Origin of the sequence: Pseudomonas sp. NFPP02 (assembly GCF_900119355.1) — a bacterium.
GTDB classification, from domain to species: Bacteria; Pseudomonadota; Gammaproteobacteria; order Pseudomonadales; family Pseudomonadaceae; genus Aquipseudomonas; species Aquipseudomonas paracarnis.
The window spans coordinates 652389-668923 of the sequence record NZ_FPJI01000001.1; the positions used below are offsets into that span (position 1 = coordinate 652389).

Sequence of the window (16535 nt, forward strand, 5' to 3'; positions counted from 1 at the left end):
AGGCAAGCCAGCTCCCACAGGGTCGCCGGCAAGCGTCAGAGGGATCGTTCCCACGCTCTGCGTGGGAATGCTGCTCGGGACGCTCTGCGTCCGATTTTAACGTCAGAGTTTGGCTTTTACCGCTGGCAACGCCTCCTGGCCATCCAGGGTTTTCACGCCCTCCAACCACTGGTCCAACACTGCCGGGTTGGCCTTGATCCACGCCTTCGCCGCCTGCGCATTGCTGACCTTGTTGTTGGCCACGTCAGCCATGATGCTGTTCTCCATGGGCTGGGTAAAACTCAGGTTGGTCAGCAGTTTTCCGATATTGGGGCACGCTTGTGCGTAACCCTTGCGGGTCAAGGTATAGACGCTGCCGGAGGCACCAAAGTACTGCTCGCCGCCCTTGAGGTAGCGCATTTTCAGTTGCACGTTCATCGGGTGCGGGGTCCAGCCGAGAAAGGTGATAAAACGCTGTTTTTTCACCGCTCGCGAGACCTCTGCGAGCATCGCCTGTTCGCTTGACTCGATCAGCTTCCACTGCCCAAGGTCGAAATCATTCTTCTTGATGATCTCCTGCAGCGAGATATTGGCTGGCGCGCCGGAGCCAATGCCGTAGATCTTCTTGTCGAACTTGTCGGCAAATTTATTCAGGTCGGCAAAGTCATGCACCCCGGCGTCCCACACATAGTCCGGCACGGCGAGGGTGAACTCGGTGCCATCCAGGTTCTTCGCCAGTTGCACCACATCGCCATTGGCCACGAACTTGTCGTAGAAGCCTTGCTGCGCCGGCATCCAGTTGCCGAGGAAGACATCCACCTGGCCGTCCTTGAGCCCGCCGAAGGTAATCGGCACCGCCAAGGTGTCGACCTTGGGTTGATAGCCCATGCCCGTCAGCAGGAAACTGGTGATAGCGTTGGTGGCGGCAATATCGCTCCAGCCTGGGTCGGCCATCTTTACCGTTTCGCAGCGGGTGTCTGCGTACACCTGGGCGCTGCTGAGCATCACCAAACTCAGTACCACGGTCAACTTTTGCATGGCCTTCCCTCTGTCTACTTATTGGTTTTGGCAGGGTTGTGGAAAACGTGCTTTGCGCTCCAGGTCATCAAGGTCGATATGGTTGCGCATGTACTGCTGACTGGCGTCTACCAGTGGCTGGTGATCCCAGCTCTTGAGCTTGCCATGGGTCAGCGCTTCAAACACCAGTCGGCGACGGCGTTGGCTGGCGAGCACCTGTTGATGGATCGCCGGGATATCCCATTTAGCCCGCGCTTCACGCAAGAACGCCTCGAACAATGGCCGATGTTCAGCTGACTGGCTGAGGTTTTCCTGCTCGCTCGGGTCGTTGTGCACATCGAACAATAGGCAAGGATCGTCCTCGCTGTAGATGAATTTGTAGGCGCCCCGGCGAATCATCATCAATGGGCTGACGGTGCCTTCGGCCATGTATTCGCCAAACACTTCGTCATGCCCGCCCTGCCCCTGCAAGTGCGGGACCAGTGAGCGGCCGTCCAGCGGCAAGTCCGGGTCCAGCTTGCCGCCGGCCAATTCCACCAGGGTCGGCAACAAGTCGGCGGTCGACACGGCCTGGGTGACGCGGCCAGCGGCGAACTGCCCCGGCGCACTGATCAGCAGCGGCACGCGGGCGGCCATTTCAAACCAGTGCATTTTGTACCAGAGGCCGCGCTCGCCAAGCATGTCGCCGTGGTCGCCAGAGAAAATGATCAGGGTGTCGTCGGCCAGGCCGGTCTCTTCCAGGGTCTGCAGCAGCTTGCCGACGTTGCTGTCGATGTAGCTGCACGCACCGAAGTAGGCGCGGCGGGCGTCGCGGATCTTATCCACAGGCAGCGGTTTGTCCCACAAGTCATAAACCTTGAGCAGCCGCTGGGAATGCGGGTCGAGGTCGGCCTGGGGCGGCGTCGCGGGCATTGGGATGTCGGTGTCTGCGTACAAGTCCCAGAACGGCTTGGGAATGGTGTAAGGGTCGTGGGGATGGGTCATCGACACCGTCAGGCAAAACGGCTGGTCACCTTCCTCACGGATATGGTCGAACAGATATTGCTGGGCCTTGAACACCACCTCTTCGTCGAAATCCAGCTGGTTGGTGCGCACGCACGGGCCGGCTTGCAGCACCGAGGACATGTTGTGATACCAGGTAGGGCGTACGTCTGGCTCATCCCAGTTCACTGCCCAGCCGTAGTCGGCGGGATAGATGTCGCTGGTCAGGCGCTCCTCATAGCCGTGTAACTGGTCGGGGCCGCAGAAGTGCATCTTGCCCGACAGTGCGGTGCGGTAGCCCAGGCGGCGCAAGTAGTGGGCATAGGTCGGCACATCGGCGGGGAAATCGGCGGCGTTGTCGTAGGCGCCGATCTTGCTCGGCAACTGGCCGCTGACCAAGGTGAAGCGCGACGGTGCGCACAGCGGGCTGTTGCAATAGGCGGCGTCGAACACCACGCCTTGTGCCGCCAGGCGGCTGAGGTTGGGCAGCTTGATCGGGGAAGGCCCGTAGAACGGCAGCATCGGCGCGGCCATCTGATCGGCCATGATGAAAAGAATGTTCTTGCGCTTCATGGTTTCTCGGCATTCCATAGGCAGTGTTTATGCCAATGAGCATGCGGCCCATGAATTATGGGGTAAAGCCCATGAGCAGCAATGACTAGGATAAGTTGAGCTTATGTATGAAGCGCTGGGTGACCTCTCTCTCGATTTGCTGCGCGCCTTTGAGGCAGCGGCGCGTCATCGCAGTTTCACCGCGGCCGCGATGGAGCTGGGCACCACCCAACCGGCGGTCAGCCAGCAAATCAAACGCCTTGAAGAGCAACTGGCGATCCGCCTGTTTGATCGCATTTACCGCGGCATCGAACTGACTGACGCCGGTGCCCTGCTGTTCGAGCATGTGCAAGGCGGCCTGCAGAACATCAACCAGGGGCTCGGCGCCATCACTCAACAAAGCCAGCATGAAGTGCTGCAAGTCGCCACCGACTTTGCCTTCGCCGCCTATTGGCTGATGCCACGCCTGCATCGTTTTCACCAGGCCAACCCGCAGGTGGATGTCAGCCTGGTCACCAGTGAGCGCAACCCGGCCACCCTGCGCAGCGATATTGATGTGGCGGTGCTGTTCGGCGATGGCCGTTTCAAGCAGGGCGAGAGCCTGTGGTTGTTCAATGAGGAAGTGTTCCCGGTGTGCAGCCCACAGTGGCTCAAGGAGCAGGTCGCGCCCCTGACGGTGCCGACCTTGCAAGACTGCCCGTTGCTGCACCTGCGCCAGGAAAACAACAGCCAATGGTTTGACTGGAACGGCGTGTTCCGCGAACTGGGTATCACGGCTGCGCCGACCCCGGGGCAATTGCGCTTCGACAACTACACCTTGCTGATCCAGGCCGCGATTGCCGGCCAGGGCGTCGCCATCGGCTGGCGCCACCTGGTGGATAACCTGCTGGAGCAGAATTGGCTGTGCCGGCCGATCAGCTCCACGGTGATCTCGCGCTTGGGCTATTACGTGGTGCAACCCCAGCGCAAACGCCGCGGACAGTTGGTGGACCGCTTTGTCGAGTGGCTTGTGGCGGAACAGGCCAACAGTGCGCACTCGTTGACCGGGCTGGCCCTGCCGTCGATTGCGGTCTAGGATCGGCCCACAGTGGAACCGGAGTCAGTCATGCAACGTATCAAGGGCTACCACGCCCATATCTACTTCGACGCCAGCACGATTGAGCAGGCGCGCACGCTCTGTGAGGACGCCGCCAAGTTGTTCCCGCTGCGCATGGGCCGTGTGCACGAGCGGCCCGTGGGCCCGCACCCGGATTGGAGTTGCCAGCTGGCGTTCGAGCCGGAATATATCGGTGTGGTGTTGCCGTGGCTGGCGCTGCATCGCAATGGTCTGGTGGTGTTCCTGCACCCTGAAACCGGTGACGACCTCAAGGACCACACCGATTACGCCATCTGGATGGGCGCGATGCGCGAGCTGGACTTGTCGATTTTTTAACCTTCCTTACCCGATAAATCCGCGGCCTTCCCTAAGTAAAAACAAGAATGGTTGTAGGATTTATCTTGTCTTGTCTCATTATATGGGATTGATATTTATATATTGAGATATTTCGCTCCCTAGGTTTATATTCGCCCATCTGCTTTTTTCAGCACCCACTCATTTCAGGTGAAGCGATGCAGGCGCAATTGATCGCGCTCGATTGGGGGACCAGCTCCCTTCGTGCTTACAAACTCGGCCCCGCGGGCGTTGTGCTGGAACAGCGCTCGCAAGCCTGGGGCATCATGCATTTGCCCACAGAGCCCCGGGAAATAGCCGGTGTGCTATGCACTGACGGCTTTGAACTGGCGTTCGATAGCGCCTGCGGCGATTGGCTTGATGCCCAGCCCGGGCTGCCGGTAATCGCTTGCGGCATGGTCGGCAGCGCACAGGGTTGGAGCGAGGCGGCCTATCGCAGCACGCCGGTGGATGTCGCCAGTCTCGGCCAGGCGTTGCATGGCATACGCAGCCTGCGTGGGGTGCAGGTGCATATCGTGCCGGGGGTGATCGAGCAAGTGGGTCTGCCCAATGTCATGCGTGGCGAAGAAACCCAAGTGCTCGGCGTACTGCAAGGGCTTGGGCCCCAGGTGTTGATCGGCCTGCCCGGCAGCCATTCCAAGTGGGTCGAGGTGGTGGAAGGCCGCATTACCCATTTCGATACCTTCATGACCGGCGAAGTGTTTGCGGTGTTGAGCAAGCACAGCATCCTGGGGCGCACCCAACAAGCGAGCGAGCAGTTCCAGGCCGAGGCGTTTGATCAAGGCGTGCGCGTAGCGCTGTCCAACGATGGCCAGCGTGGCGTGCTTTCGACCCTGTTCAGTGCCCGTACCCTTGGGCTCACCGCGCAGCTGGCGCCCGACCAGCAACCCGATTACCTGTCTGGCCTGCTCATCGGACATGAGCTCGCCGGCTTGCCAGATTCGGCCAAACATCAGCCGATCATCCTGGTCGGCGCTGCTGCACTTTGCGCCCGCTATCAACGCGCCCTCGCCCTTTGCGGATTTGCCCACGTCAGCCTGGCGCAAGAAGCCACCGAGCGTGGCCTGTGGCAACTGGCGCAAGCCGCCGGGCTCATTCGACCTGTACTGGAGGCCTGACATGCTCAAGCAAGCACTCGCACAAAACGGTTTGATCGCCATCCTGCGCGGCCTACGCCCCGACGAAGCCCAGGCGGTCGGCCAGGTGCTGTACGACGCGGGTTTTCGCGTGATCGAAGTGCCGCTCAACTCGCCAGACCCCTACACCAGTATCCGTACCCTGCGCGACAGCTTGCCCGCCGATTGCCTGATCGGTGCCGGCACGGTGTTGACGCCTGAGCAGGTCGAACAGGTCAAGGCGGCCGGAGGCCAGGTGATCGTCATGCCCCACAGCGATGCCAAGGTGCTGCGTGCCGCCAAAGCGGCGGGCCTGTACTTGTCGCCTGGGGTAGCCACGCCTACCGAAGCCTTTGCCGCACTGGCCGAAGGCGCCGATGTGTTGAAGCTGTTCCCGGCCGAGCAGATGGGCCCTTCAGTGATCAAGGCATGGCTGGCGGTATTGCCGGCGGGCACGTTGCTGCTGCCGGTGGGCGGCATTACCCCGGACAACATGCAGGTGTTTACCGACGCCGGCGCCAAGGGCTTCGGATTGGGTTCCGGGCTGTTCAAGCCGGGCATGACAGTGGATCAGGTTGCGAGCCGTGCCCAGGCTTATGTCGCCGCCTGGAAAGCCCTGAGCTGAGAGCATATTCCGCTCCCACAGGCGCTGCATCTATAAGAGAGACAAGAGATGAAAATCACCAAACTGACGACCTTTATCGTTCCGCCGCGCTGGTGCTTCCTCAAGGTCGAAACCGACCAGGGTGTGACCGGCTGGGGTGAGCCTGTGGTCGAGGGCCGTGCTCATACGGTGGCCGCCGCCGTCGAAGAACTGTCCGACTACCTGATCGGCAAAGACCCTCGCAATATCGAAGATATCTGGACCGTGCTCTATCGCGGCGGCTTCTACCGAGGCGGCGCGGTGCACATGAGCGCCCTCGCCGGCATCGACCAGGCGTTGTGGGACATCAAGGGCAAGGCCCTCGGTGTGTCGGTCAGCGATCTGCTGGGCGGACAGGTGCGTGACAAGATCCGTGTGTACTCATGGATCGGCGGTGACCGCCCCGCCGATACTGCCCGTGCCGCCAAAGAGGCGGTGGCCCGTGGCTTCACAGCCGTGAAAATGAATGGCACCGAAGAATTGCAGTTTGTCGACAGCTTCGAAAAAGTCGACCTGGCCCTGGCCAACGTCGCTGCTGTGCGCGATGCGGTCGGCCCTAACGTGGGTATTGGCGTCGACTTCCATGGCCGCGTGCACAAGCCGATGGCCAAGGTGCTGATGAAAGAGCTCGACCCGTACAAACTGATGTTCATTGAAGAGCCGGTGCTCAGCGAAAACTACGAAGCGCTGAAAGAACTGGCCCCGCTGACCAGTACGCCGATCGCCTTGGGTGAGCGCCTGTTCTCGCGCTGGGATTTCAAGCGGGTGCTCAGCGAAGGCTACGTCGACATTATCCAGCCGGACGCCTCCCACGCAGGTGGTATCACCGAAACCCGCAAGATCGCCAACATGGCAGAAGCCTACGACGTGGCCCTGGCCCTGCACTGTCCGCTGGGCCCGATTGCCTTGGCGGCATGCCTGCAGCTGGATGCGGTTTGCTACAACGCGTTTATCCAGGAGCAGAGCCTGGGTATTCACTACAACGAAAGCAACGATCTGCTCGACTATGTGCGTGATCCAGGCGTATTCGACTATGACCAGGGCTTTGTGAAGATCCCCAACGGCCCAGGTCTGGGCATTGAGATCAACGAGGAGTATGTGGTTGAGCGCGCGGCCATCGGCCATCGCTGGCGCAATCCGATCTGGCGCCATGCCGATGGCAGTTTTGCCGAGTGGTGATTTCCACCTGATTGAAACGCGCTAAAAAATGTGGGAGCAGGCAAGCCAGTTCCCACATTGAGCGCGTTCCTTCCTCAACAAATATAAAAAGAGGCACCCCCATGCACCCTGAATCCCTCACCGGGCAGGCTTCTTTAGTCACGCCTAGCAGAAAGCGCTTTTTCATCATGGTGCTGCTGTTCATCACCGTGGTCATCAACTACCTCGACCGTAGCAACCTGTCGATTGCTGCGCCCGCGCTGACCAGCGAGCTGGGGATCGATCCGGTGCAAGTCGGGCTGATTTTTTCTGCCTTCGGCTGGACCTACGCCGCCATGCAAATCCCGGGTGGCTGGCTGGTAGACCGGGTGCCGCCGCGCATTCTCTACACGGCCGCCCTGCTGCTGTGGTCGATTGCCACCGTGATGCTCGGTTTCGCCGCCAGCTTTATCGCGCTGTTCGTGCTGCGCATGGCCGTGGGCGCGTTGGAGGCGCCGGCCTATCCCATCAACAGCCGTGTGGTCACCACCTGGTTTCCCGAGCGCGAGCGCGCCACGGCTATCGGCGTCTATACCTCCGGGCAATTCGTCGGCCTGGCGTTCCTCACCCCGGTGCTGGCGTGGCTGCAGCACCAGTACGGCTGGCACATGGTGTTTGTGGTGACCGGGGGCGTCGGCATCCTGTGGGCCGCGATCTGGTACGCGGTGTACCGCGAGCCCAAAGATTTCAAAGGCGCCAACGAAGCCGAAATCCAACTGATCCGCGACGGTGGCGGGCTGGTGGACATGCAGGCTAAAACCGTCAAGGCACCCTTCAGCTGGACCGACCTCGGCATCGTGCTGAGCAAACGCAAGCTGTGGGGCATCTACCTGGGCCAGTTTTGCCTGAACTCCACGCTGTGGTTCTTCCTGACCTGGTTCCCGACGTACCTGGTGAAATATCGCGGCATGGACTTTATCCAGTCTGGCTTGCTGGCCTCCTTGCCGTTCCTGGCCGCGTTTGTGGGCGTGCTGTGTTCTGGGGTGTTTTCCGATTGGCTGATTCGCCGTGGGGCATCGGTGGGCTTTGCGCGCAAGTTGCCGATCATCAGTGGGCTGCTGATTTCCACGGCGATCATCGGGGCCAACTATGTGGACTCGACGGGGTGGGTCATCGCGTTTCTGGCGGTGGCGTTTTTCGGCAATGGCCTGGCGTCGATCACCTGGTCGCTGGTGTCGACCCTGGCGCCTGCCCGTCTGTTGGGGCTGACCGGCGGGGTGTTCAACTTCATCGGCAACCTGGCGGCAATTGCCACGCCTATCGTGATTGGCTTTCTGGCCAGTGGCTCGTCATTTGCGCCGGCCATTACCTACATTGCGGTCCTGGCGCTGCTCGGCGCGCTTTCCTACATATTGCTGGTCGGCAAAGTCGAGCGGATCGAGTTGTAAAAAGGGCGACCTTCGGGTCGCCCTTTTTTCGTTCTACGGCACCGACATCTCGTTGCGAAATATATTGTGCGGGTCCCAGCGCTGCTTGGTACGGCGCAAGCGGCTTTCGATCATCAGATCGGGAAAGAAGATTTTGTACCACTGGGGGTTTTTGCCGTTGGCCGGATTACCGCCTGTGTAGGTCATATCGAGGTCGGGGTAATTGATGTAGCAGCCTTCGAACGCATTGTTGAGCGGTACGCCTTGCGCATCGGCAAACGCATTGACGTACAGCCCTCGGATCCAGTCGGCATGGGCTTGATCCGCGGCCGCGCTGTCGTCGTGCCAGTAACACTGCGGTTGCCACTTGAGGAAGGACGAACGCTGGGCGGCAGACGACTCCTTGCGCACGGGCGCGCTGGCGGCGTTGATCTGGCCGCCGAAGGACTGAATCTGGATCAGGCTTTGTGTCAGGTGGTTGTCAGGGTCCGGCCAGGTCAGGGTAGTCCAGATGGCCTGTAGCACTTGGGGGCTGAACTCACCTTTCTGATAGGCCGATTTATAGCGCCCACGCTGATTGTCTCCCGAACCATTCAATGTTTGCTGGCACACCAGCCATTCCAGGCGCCGCGCCGCAGCCTGGGCGGATGAGACTGAGTCGATGGGGCGCCCGCCGGCTGTGCCGGGCGGCAAATGGACCACATGAAATGGCACCAGCGACTCGGTGGCAGGTAAGCCGATGGCCGTGAGCATCTTGTCGACAAAATCATCGAAGGGCGCACGGTCGTTCAGCTCACCCTCCTTGTCCACATAATGGATACCCAAGGTGATATTGCCTGTGTGCTCGTGGCGCATTTCCAGTTTGGTCGCCAGGCCCCAGGTGTCCGGGTTGCTCTGATGACTGGCGAACCATCGCTGGTAAGCCACCAGCAGATTGTTAAGTGCATCCTGGGTCAGTACTGACCAATCCCATTCCAACACCAGCCACAGTACTTCTTTGGGGGCCGGTGGCAGGTCCTTGAAGTAATAGCTGGTGATAATGCCGAATTGACCACCCCCCGCACCGCAGCACGCGGCGAACAGGTCCAACTCGTCCTGTTGGGTGCTGTCCCTGCTGACATGGCGCGGTTCTAGCCCTTTGCCTTGGCTGTCAGGCACCAGGATATCGACCCCGCTGAGCCAGTCACACACCAGTCCATACTTGCGCGACAGCAGCCCATAGCCGCCACCGCAAATGTGCCCGCCCAGGCCCACGCTATAGCATGAGCCGCCGGGCAAGGTTTTGTTGGCCAGCTTGTACAACGCGCCATAGGCGTCCCAGTTCTGGCCGCCGGCCTCCAGGCGAAAGCGGTAGCGAAAGGGCTGCGTGGGGTTCAGCTCGGAACCGATCTGGCCGTTGGCATCGTAGATCACTCGGTTCAGCGCGCTGATATCCAGGATCGACAGCACCTCATTCGGGCTGTCGGGCATCTTGTTGGCGACAAACCCTTCGTAGCAATGACCGCCGCTGCGTACGGTGATGCGTCCATTGGGCAGGGCCAATGCCTGGGCGGCGGCGTCCATGATGTCTTGCGGGCTGCGGCAAAGGTAAATCAGGTTGGCGCCATTGGGCGAAGACTGGCCCTGCACATTGCCCAAGGGCCAGCGCAGATTGAAACCCTTTTGCAGGGTTGAGTGACGACGGTCTGAAACGGTGACGAGATCAAATGCCATGATGTACTCCTGAGAGCCAAGAATGACTTCTGATGCGGCTAACTTAACGACCGAGGGGCAAGGACTGCGGGGCTTGCGAAGGTGGTTAGACGGCAAAGGGCACGAAGTGCATTAAAAAAGGAGGTGGGCGACATGCCCACCTCTTTTGAAGCCTAGCGTATAAGCTGCGGTCGTTGCGCCGTGCAACTTACTTGCGTGCGTTGCGCACACCTTCTGACAGCGCTGCGCACAGGGTCAGCACGCCATCAATGGCTTGCTGGTCGTTCTTGGCCGTGGCGATGTGATCGATCAGCGCCGAACCCACTACCACCCCGTCCGCCAAGCGTGCGATGGCCGCTGCCTGGTCGGGTGTGCGGATACCAAAGCCGATGCTGATCGGCAGGTCGGTATGGCGGCGCAGGCGGGCCACGGCTTCTTCGACGTGTTCCAGGGTGGCGGCACCCGCCCCGGTGACACCGGCGACCGACACGTAATACACAAACCCGGAGCTGCCATTGAGCACAGTAGGCAGGCGCACGTCATCGGTAGTCGGCGTGGTCAGGCGGATAAAGTCGATACCTGCGGCCTGGGCCGGGTCGCATAGCTCGCCGTTGTGCTCGGGGGGCATGTCCACCACGATCAGGCCGTCGACGCCAGCTGCCTTGGCATCGGCAATGAACTGCGACACGCCGTATTTGTGGATCGGGTTGAAATAGCCCATCAACACCAGCGGCGTGTCGTCGTTGTCCTGGCGGAACTCGCGAACCATCTGCAGGGTTTTCAACAGGTTCTGCTTGGCGGCCAGTGCGCGGATATTGGCCAGCTGGATGGCCGGGCCATCGGCCATCGGGTCGGTGAAGGGCATGCCCAGCTCGATCACATCGGCGCCGACGGCCGGCAAGCCCTTGAGGATCGCCAGCGAGGTGTCATAGCCGGGGTCGCCAGCGGTGACGAAGGTCACCAGGGCGGCGCGATTTTGTTCTTTAAGTTGCGCAAAGCGGGTTTGCAGGCGGCTCATCAGTGTTTCTCCTGCTTGGACTGTTCCATATGGTGCATCACGGTCTGCATGTCTTTGTCGCCACGGCCCGAGAGGTTGACCACCATCAGGTGATCTTTGGGCAAGTTTGGCGCGCGCTTGAATACTTCAGCCAGGGCGTGGGCGCTTTCCAGTGCCGGAATGATCCCTTCCAGGCGGCAGCATTTGTGGAAGGCTTGCAGGGCTTCGTCGTCCGTTACCGAGGTGTACTGGACGCGGCCGATGTCATGCAACCAGGCGTGTTCCGGGCCGATGCCGGGGTAGTCCAGGCCTGCGGAAATCGAGTGGGCGTCGATGATCTGGCCGTCGTCGTCCTGCAGCAGGAAGGTGCGGTTGCCGTGCAGCACGCCCGGTACGCCGCCGTTGAGGCTGGCAGCGTGCTTGCCGGTTTCGATGCCATGGCCTGCGGCTTCAACACCGATGATCTCGACGCTGGTGTCATCCAGGAATGGGTGGAACAGGCCCATGGCGTTGGAACCGCCGCCGATGCACGCCACCAGGCTGTCCGGCAGGCGGCCTTCCTGGGCTTGCAGCTGGCTGCGGGTTTCCTTGCCGATCACGGCCTGGAAGTCGCGCACCATCGCCGGGTATGGGTGTGGCCCGGCCACGGTACCGATCAGGTAGAAGGTGCTGTCGACATTGGTTACCCAGTCGCGCAGGGCTTCGTTCATGGCGTCTTTGAGGGTGCCGGTGCCGGCGACCACGGGGATGACCTCGGCGCCCAGCAGCTTCATGCGGAACACGTTGGCCTGCTGGCGCTCGATGTCGGTGGTGCCCATATAGATCACGCATTGCAGGCCAAAGCGCGCCGCCACGGTTGCGGTGGCCACGCCGTGCATGCCGGCGCCGGTCTCGGCGATGATGCGTTTCTTGCCCATGCGCCGGGCCAGCAGGATCTGGCCGATGCAGTTGTTGATCTTGTGCGCGCCGGTGTGGTTGAGCTCTTCGCGCTTGAGGTAGATCTTGGCGCCGCCGCAGAACTCGGTCAGGCGTTCGGCAAAATACAGCGGGCTTGGGCGCCCGACATAATCGCGCTGAAAGTAGGCCAATTCTTCGTTAAACGCCGGATCTACCTTCGCCGCTTCGTATTCACGGGCCAGGTCGAGAATCAACGGCATCAGGGTTTCAGCGACGTAGCGGCCGCCGAACGCACCAAACAGGCCGTTGGCGTCAGGGCCGTTGCGTAGATCGGTCTGGGACTGAGTCATGGGACGCTCCAGGAAAAATGTGTTTAAAGGCAATGACGGTCACTCTACTCGTGACGCCTTGGCCTGAAAACCGATAAGATCGCCGCAACCTGTCAGGAAAACTCACAGATGAGCCGCGACCTTCCTCCCCTCAACGCCCTGCGCGCTTTTGAAGCCACCGCTCGCCTTAACAGCGTCAGCCAGGCTGCGGAGCTATTGCACGTGACCCATGGTGCGGTCAGCCGCCAGTTGAAAGTGCTGGAGGAGCACTTGGGCGTGAGCCTATTCATCAAGGATGGGCGCGGCCTTAAACTCACAGATGCCGGCGTCAGGCTACGAGATGCCAGCAGCGAGGCTTTCGAGCGGTTGCGCGACGTGTGCGCCGAGCTCACCCAACGCGGCGCTGACGCGCCCTTCGTTCTTGGTTGTTCAGGCAGCTTGCTGGCGCGTTGGTTTATCCCTCGGCTGGGGCGGTTGAATGCTGACTTGCCGGATTTACGCTTGCACCTGTCGGCAGGCGAAGGCGATCTGGACCCGCGCCGCCCGGGGCTGGATGCCTTGCTGGTATTCGCTGAGCCGCCGTGGCCGGCGGATATGCAGGTGTATGAGCTGGCCAGCGAGCGCATCGGCCCGGTCTTGAGCCCCCGCTTCGCCGGTTTTGAACAACTGCGTCAGGCCCCAGCGTCGGATCTGCTGGAGCAACCCTTGCTTCACACCACCTCACGTCCGCAAGCCTGGCCCAGTTGGGCACGGCAACACGGCCTAGAGCCCGGCGCGCTGAAACTCGGCCAGGGGTTTGAGCATTTGTATTATCTGCTGGAAGCGGCGGTTGCCGGGTTGGGCGTGGCAATTGCGCCAGAACCGCTGGTGGCAGAGGACCTGCGAGCGGGTCGCTTGGTGGCGCCTTGGGGGTTCAGTGAAACCCCGGCGCACCTGGCGTTGTGGCTACCCAAGCGCGCCGCAGACGGGCGCGCCCGGCAGTTGGCGCAATGGCTCAAGGCTGAGCTGTTGCGTCAACCGATGTAACCGGTCAATCAGTCACCGCGTTTGCACAGCAGATAAGCCGCCAGCAGGCCCAGCGCGCCAACGGCGACACCGGCGGTCGTCCAGGGGTGCTCTTGTGCGTAGTCACGGGTGGCAGCGCTGGTTTCGCGGATTTTGACTTTGCTTTCTTCGTAGGCGTCGCTGATCAGGTGGCGAGAGTGCTTGAGGGCGTTCTCGGCATTGCTTTTCAAGGCCTTCAGCGTTTTGCGCGACTCATCGGACGCGTCGTCCTTGAGGCTCTCCAGCGATTTGAGCAGGCTCGAAATCTCGGCTTCCATGCTTTCCAGCGACGCTTTGCGTAAAGAAGTGTTGGCCATGTGGACATCTCCTGAAGTGATTGAGTGGCGTGTGTAGATACCGACTGCGCCGGTTTCAGAAAGTGCAGTAATTCTGAACTTTCGCCTCCCAACGGTCGCCTGAAGCAGTACGCACATTCGCTGCTAGTCTTGATTGACGACCTAAAGGAGAAACGCCATGAGTGATCATCACACGTACAAGAAAGTCGAACTGGTAGGCTCTTCCACCACCAGCATCGAAGACGCGATCAACAATGCCCTGGCTGAAGCCAACAAAAGCATCAAGCATCTGGAGTGGTTTGAGGTGACCGAAACCCGTGGTCACATCAAAGATGGCAAGGCTGCGCACTTCCAGGTCACGCTCAAAGTGGGATTCCGCATTGCCAGTAGTTGATCGGCAGAGTTGAACTTTGCCCGCTGGCCGATTGCCATAACCTGCGCTACAAACAACGGGTGCCGACGCGATGAGCGTCGGCACGCTCTTTTTGATCAGCGCAAGGAAAGTAACGGATGAAGAAGTTTCTGTTAGCGGTAGGGTTGTTGAGCATTGCGGGTACCGCTATGGCGGCGGGCAAGCCTTGTGAAGAGCTGAAAAGCGAAATCGCAGCGAAAATCGACGCCAAGGGTGCTTCGGGGTATTCGCTGGAAGTGGTGGACAAAGGTGCTACGCCAAGTGACCAGAAAGTAGTTGGCACCTGCGAAGGTGGCACCAAGGAAATTGCCTACAAGCGCGGCTAACCTCGTGCTGTATAAGCGACGCACCTGTGGCGAGGGAGCTTGCTCCCGCTGGGCTGCGTAGCGGCCCCAAAAAAATGGGAGCGCTGCGCACTCCAGCGGGAGCAAGCTCCCTCGCCACAGGTATATCGTTTGACCATTCAGCCCTTCATTACTTGTGCAAGCAGCTCGTAGGAATGAATCCGGTCGGCGTGCTCATACAGGTCACTGGTAAAAATCAGCTCATCGGCACCGGTCTGTTCGATCAACACCTCCAACTTGCCGCGAATCTTCGCCGGGCTGCCCACCATGGCCAAGCCGAGGAAGCTACCGACCGCATCTTTTTCATGGGGCAACCACAGGCCGTCCATGGTTTTTACTGGAGGGCGCTGCACCAGGCTCTGGCCGCGCATCAAAGCGAGGATGCGCTGGTACACCGATGTGGCCAGGTAATCGGCCTGCTCATCGGTGTCGGCCGCCACCAGCGGAATGCCGAGCATCACGTAGGGCTTGTCCAGTACGGCTGAAGGCTTGAAGTGATTGCGATACACGCGAATTGCCTCATGCATCAAGCGCGGTGCGAAATGGGAGGCGAAGGCGTAAGGCAAGCCACGCTCACCGGCCAATTGTGCGCTGAACAGGCTTGAACCCAGCAGCCACACCGGCACATTGGTGCCGGTGCCCGGTACCGCGATAACCCGTTGGTCGGGCGTACGCGGGCCGAGGTAGGCCATCAGCTCGGCCACATCTTCGGGGAAGTCATCGGCACTGCCGGAGCGTTCACGGCGCAGGGCGCGGGCGGTCATCTGGTCGGAACCGGGCGCGCGCCCCAGGCCCAGGTCAATACGACCGGGGTAGAGGCTTTCCAGCGTACCGAACTGCTCGGCGATCACCAGTGGCGCGTGGTTTGGCAACATCACCCCGCCAGACCCCACGCGAATGGTCGAGGTGCCGCCTGCCAGGTAACCGAGCAGTACCGAGGTGGCCGAACTGGCGATGCCGTCCATATTGTGGTGCTCAGCTACCCAGAAACGGTGGTAGCCGAACTTCTCCACATGCTGGGCCAGGTCCAGGGAATTGCGCAGCGACTGCGCCGGGCTGCCGTTGGCGCGTACGGGCACCAGGTCGAGGGTCGAGAACTTTACGTCGGACAGCGATTTCATAAGCCTGCTTCTCCAATGGGGGCGCAGGCTTTCTAGACGAACCAAAACCTGCCGCTTCATGTGCATGCTCTATGCAATGAGGGCATATACCCGAGATTCAATAGGTAGCTCTGAAATTTCCTACTGAATTGCTAGGTTTCTCTTACGAATGAACTTTGTTTTGACGTCTATCCTCAGAACCCTTACCGACGCAAAACCACCGTTCGAGGAGAAAGCTATGAGTATCGTTAAAAAGGCATCCGCGCATTGGGAAGGCGACCTGAAGACTGGCCTGGGCTCCATTTCCACCGAAACCGGCGTGCTGCGCGAAGCGCCTTACGGCTTCAAGGCCCGTTTCGAGGGCGGCAAGGGTACCAACCCTGAAGAATTGATCGGCGCGGCTCATGCCGGCTGTTTCTCCATGGCGTTTTCCATGATTCTCGGCGACGCCGGGCTCAAGGCTGACAGCATCGACACCCAGGCCGAAGTGACTCTGGACCAGGTCGAGGGCGGCTTTGCGATTACAGCAGTGCATCTGATCCTGAAAGCCAAAATCCCAGGCGCGAGCCAGGCGCAGTTCGATGAACTGAGCAAAAAGGCCAAGGAAGGGTGCCCGGTGTCCAAGGTGCTGAATGCGACCATCACCTTGGATGCCACGCTGGTCAACTGACACAGCAGTCATCTTATGTGGGAGCGGGCTTGCTCGTGAATGCGGTGGATCAGCCGATATCTTCAGTGGCTGACACTTCGTATTGGCGAGCGAGCCCGCTCCCACATGTTTAGTTCTGCGTTAAATCAGAACTCGTGTTCGCAAAATGTGGTCGAATAGCCCATGCAGCCTAGGCGCACACTCGTGCGCAGCGCATTCAGGGAGCTCCACACATGAAACGTTTTGCCTTGGCAATCATCTGCGGTGTATTGGCCACTTCGGCCGTGGCCGCGCCAAAAGATTGTGAAGAGCTCAGGAAAGAAATCGAAGTGAAGATCCAGGCCAAGGCGATTCCGTCCTACACCCTGGAAATCATCACCGCCGAAGAAGCCAAGAACCATGACGAAGCCATGATTGTCGGCTCATGCGAAAACGGCACCAAGCGCATCATCTATCAAAAGAACAACGACTGAC

Annotated in this window: 18 protein-coding genes; 11 read left to right on the forward strand and 7 right to left on the reverse strand. The window is 60.3% G+C overall.

From position 1 onward, the window contains the following. Positions 1–102: 102 nt before the first annotated feature. Both choX and betC read right to left on the reverse strand, forming a co-directional pair. Positions 103–1017 carry a choline ABC transporter substrate-binding protein gene (choX, locus tag BT204_RS02995; RefSeq protein WP_072445691.1) on the reverse strand — a complete coding sequence of 305 codons (915 nt, stop codon included), beginning with the start codon at positions 1015–1017 and terminating at the stop codon, positions 103–105. 18 nt (positions 1018–1035) lie between these two features. Next, entirely contained in the window at positions 1036–2550 is a 1515-nt protein-coding gene (betC, locus tag BT204_RS03000) for a choline-sulfatase (protein ID WP_054920979.1), read from the reverse strand. A 103-nt stretch (positions 2551–2653) separates the two neighbouring features. On the opposite strand from betC, the gene BT204_RS03005 reads away from it, so the two are divergent. From BT204_RS03005 to BT204_RS03030, 6 genes are all read left to right on the forward strand, one after another. Then, on the forward strand, positions 2654–3604 hold the full coding sequence (locus BT204_RS03005; protein ID WP_072445692.1) for a choline sulfate utilization transcriptional regulator: 951 nt from the start codon (positions 2654–2656) through the stop codon (positions 3602–3604). 30 nt (positions 3605–3634) lie between these two features. Beyond that, positions 3635–3961, forward strand: coding sequence for a DOPA 4,5-dioxygenase family protein (locus BT204_RS03010; protein ID WP_014716300.1), 327 nt, complete (start codon positions 3635–3637; stop codon positions 3959–3961). A 176-nt stretch (positions 3962–4137) separates the two neighbouring features. Beyond that, positions 4138–5097, forward strand: a complete 960-nt coding sequence (locus tag BT204_RS03015; protein ID WP_034129204.1) for a 2-dehydro-3-deoxygalactonokinase — start codon at positions 4138–4140, stop codon at positions 5095–5097. Position 5098: 1 nt separating this feature from the next. Continuing rightward, the gene (locus BT204_RS03020; protein ID WP_057975191.1) at positions 5099–5719 is read left to right on the forward strand and encodes a 2-dehydro-3-deoxy-6-phosphogalactonate aldolase; all 621 of its coding nucleotides are present in this window, start codon (positions 5099–5101) and stop codon (positions 5717–5719) included. Positions 5720–5767: 48 nt separating this feature from the next. After that, the gene (gene dgoD / locus BT204_RS03025) at positions 5768–6916 is read left to right on the forward strand and encodes a galactonate dehydratase (protein WP_003187297.1); all 1149 of its coding nucleotides are present in this window, start codon (positions 5768–5770) and stop codon (positions 6914–6916) included. Positions 6917–7017: 101 nt separating this feature from the next. Beyond that, entirely contained in the window at positions 7018–8322 is a 1305-nt protein-coding gene (locus BT204_RS03030; RefSeq protein WP_032894350.1) for an MFS transporter, read from the forward strand. Positions 8323–8355: 33 nt separating this feature from the next. Here BT204_RS03030 and BT204_RS03035 read toward each other — a convergent pair whose 3' ends face one another. From BT204_RS03035 to trpB, 3 genes are all read right to left on the reverse strand, one after another. After that, positions 8356–10014, reverse strand: a complete 1659-nt coding sequence (locus tag BT204_RS03035; protein ID WP_072445693.1) for an FAD-binding oxidoreductase — start codon at positions 10012–10014, stop codon at positions 8356–8358. A gap of 187 nt (positions 10015–10201) precedes the next feature. After that, positions 10202–11011, reverse strand: a complete 810-nt coding sequence (gene trpA / locus BT204_RS03040) for a tryptophan synthase subunit alpha (protein WP_072445694.1) — start codon at positions 11009–11011, stop codon at positions 10202–10204. Beyond that, positions 11011–12237 (reverse strand): tryptophan synthase subunit beta, encoded by a 1227-nt coding sequence (gene trpB / locus BT204_RS03045; protein WP_072445695.1) that lies wholly within the window; start codon positions 12235–12237, stop codon positions 11011–11013. Before trpB ends, trpA begins: the two co-directional genes overlap by 1 nt. A gap of 108 nt (positions 12238–12345) precedes the next feature. Here trpB and BT204_RS03050 point away from each other — a divergent pair, with 108 nt between their 5' ends. Further along, positions 12346–13242 (forward strand): LysR family transcriptional regulator, encoded by an 897-nt coding sequence (locus tag BT204_RS03050; protein ID WP_057975189.1) that lies wholly within the window; start codon positions 12346–12348, stop codon positions 13240–13242. An 8-nt stretch (positions 13243–13250) separates the two neighbouring features. On the opposite strand, the gene BT204_RS03055 is transcribed toward BT204_RS03050, so the two are convergent. After that, positions 13251–13577 carry an ElaB/YgaM/YqjD family protein gene (locus tag BT204_RS03055; protein WP_003187304.1) on the reverse strand — a complete coding sequence of 109 codons (327 nt, stop codon included), beginning with the start codon at positions 13575–13577 and terminating at the stop codon, positions 13251–13253. Positions 13578–13734: 157 nt separating this feature from the next. On the opposite strand from BT204_RS03055, the gene BT204_RS03060 reads away from it, so the two are divergent. Both BT204_RS03060 and BT204_RS03065 read left to right on the forward strand, forming a co-directional pair. After that, the gene (locus BT204_RS03060; protein ID WP_005783406.1) at positions 13735–13950 is read left to right on the forward strand and encodes a dodecin; all 216 of its coding nucleotides are present in this window, start codon (positions 13735–13737) and stop codon (positions 13948–13950) included. 116 nt (positions 13951–14066) lie between these two features. Next, positions 14067–14294: a DUF1161 domain-containing protein gene (locus BT204_RS03065; protein WP_054897252.1), complete on the forward strand. Its 228-nt coding sequence runs from the start codon at positions 14067–14069 to the stop codon at positions 14292–14294. 137 nt (positions 14295–14431) lie between these two features. On the opposite strand, the gene BT204_RS03070 is transcribed toward BT204_RS03065, so the two are convergent. After that, on the reverse strand, positions 14432–15433 hold the full coding sequence (locus BT204_RS03070) for an LLM class flavin-dependent oxidoreductase (protein ID WP_034129211.1): 1002 nt from the start codon (positions 15431–15433) through the stop codon (positions 14432–14434). Positions 15434–15650: 217 nt separating this feature from the next. Here BT204_RS03070 and BT204_RS03075 point away from each other — a divergent pair, with 217 nt between their 5' ends. Together BT204_RS03075 and BT204_RS03080 are read left to right on the forward strand one after the other, a co-directional pair. Next, positions 15651–16082, forward strand: coding sequence for an OsmC family protein (locus BT204_RS03075; protein WP_003187311.1), 432 nt, complete (start codon positions 15651–15653; stop codon positions 16080–16082). 212 nt (positions 16083–16294) lie between these two features. Continuing rightward, the gene (locus BT204_RS03080; protein ID WP_003187312.1) at positions 16295–16534 is read left to right on the forward strand and encodes a DUF1161 domain-containing protein; all 240 of its coding nucleotides are present in this window, start codon (positions 16295–16297) and stop codon (positions 16532–16534) included. The last annotated feature ends 1 nt before the right edge of the window (position 16535 follow it).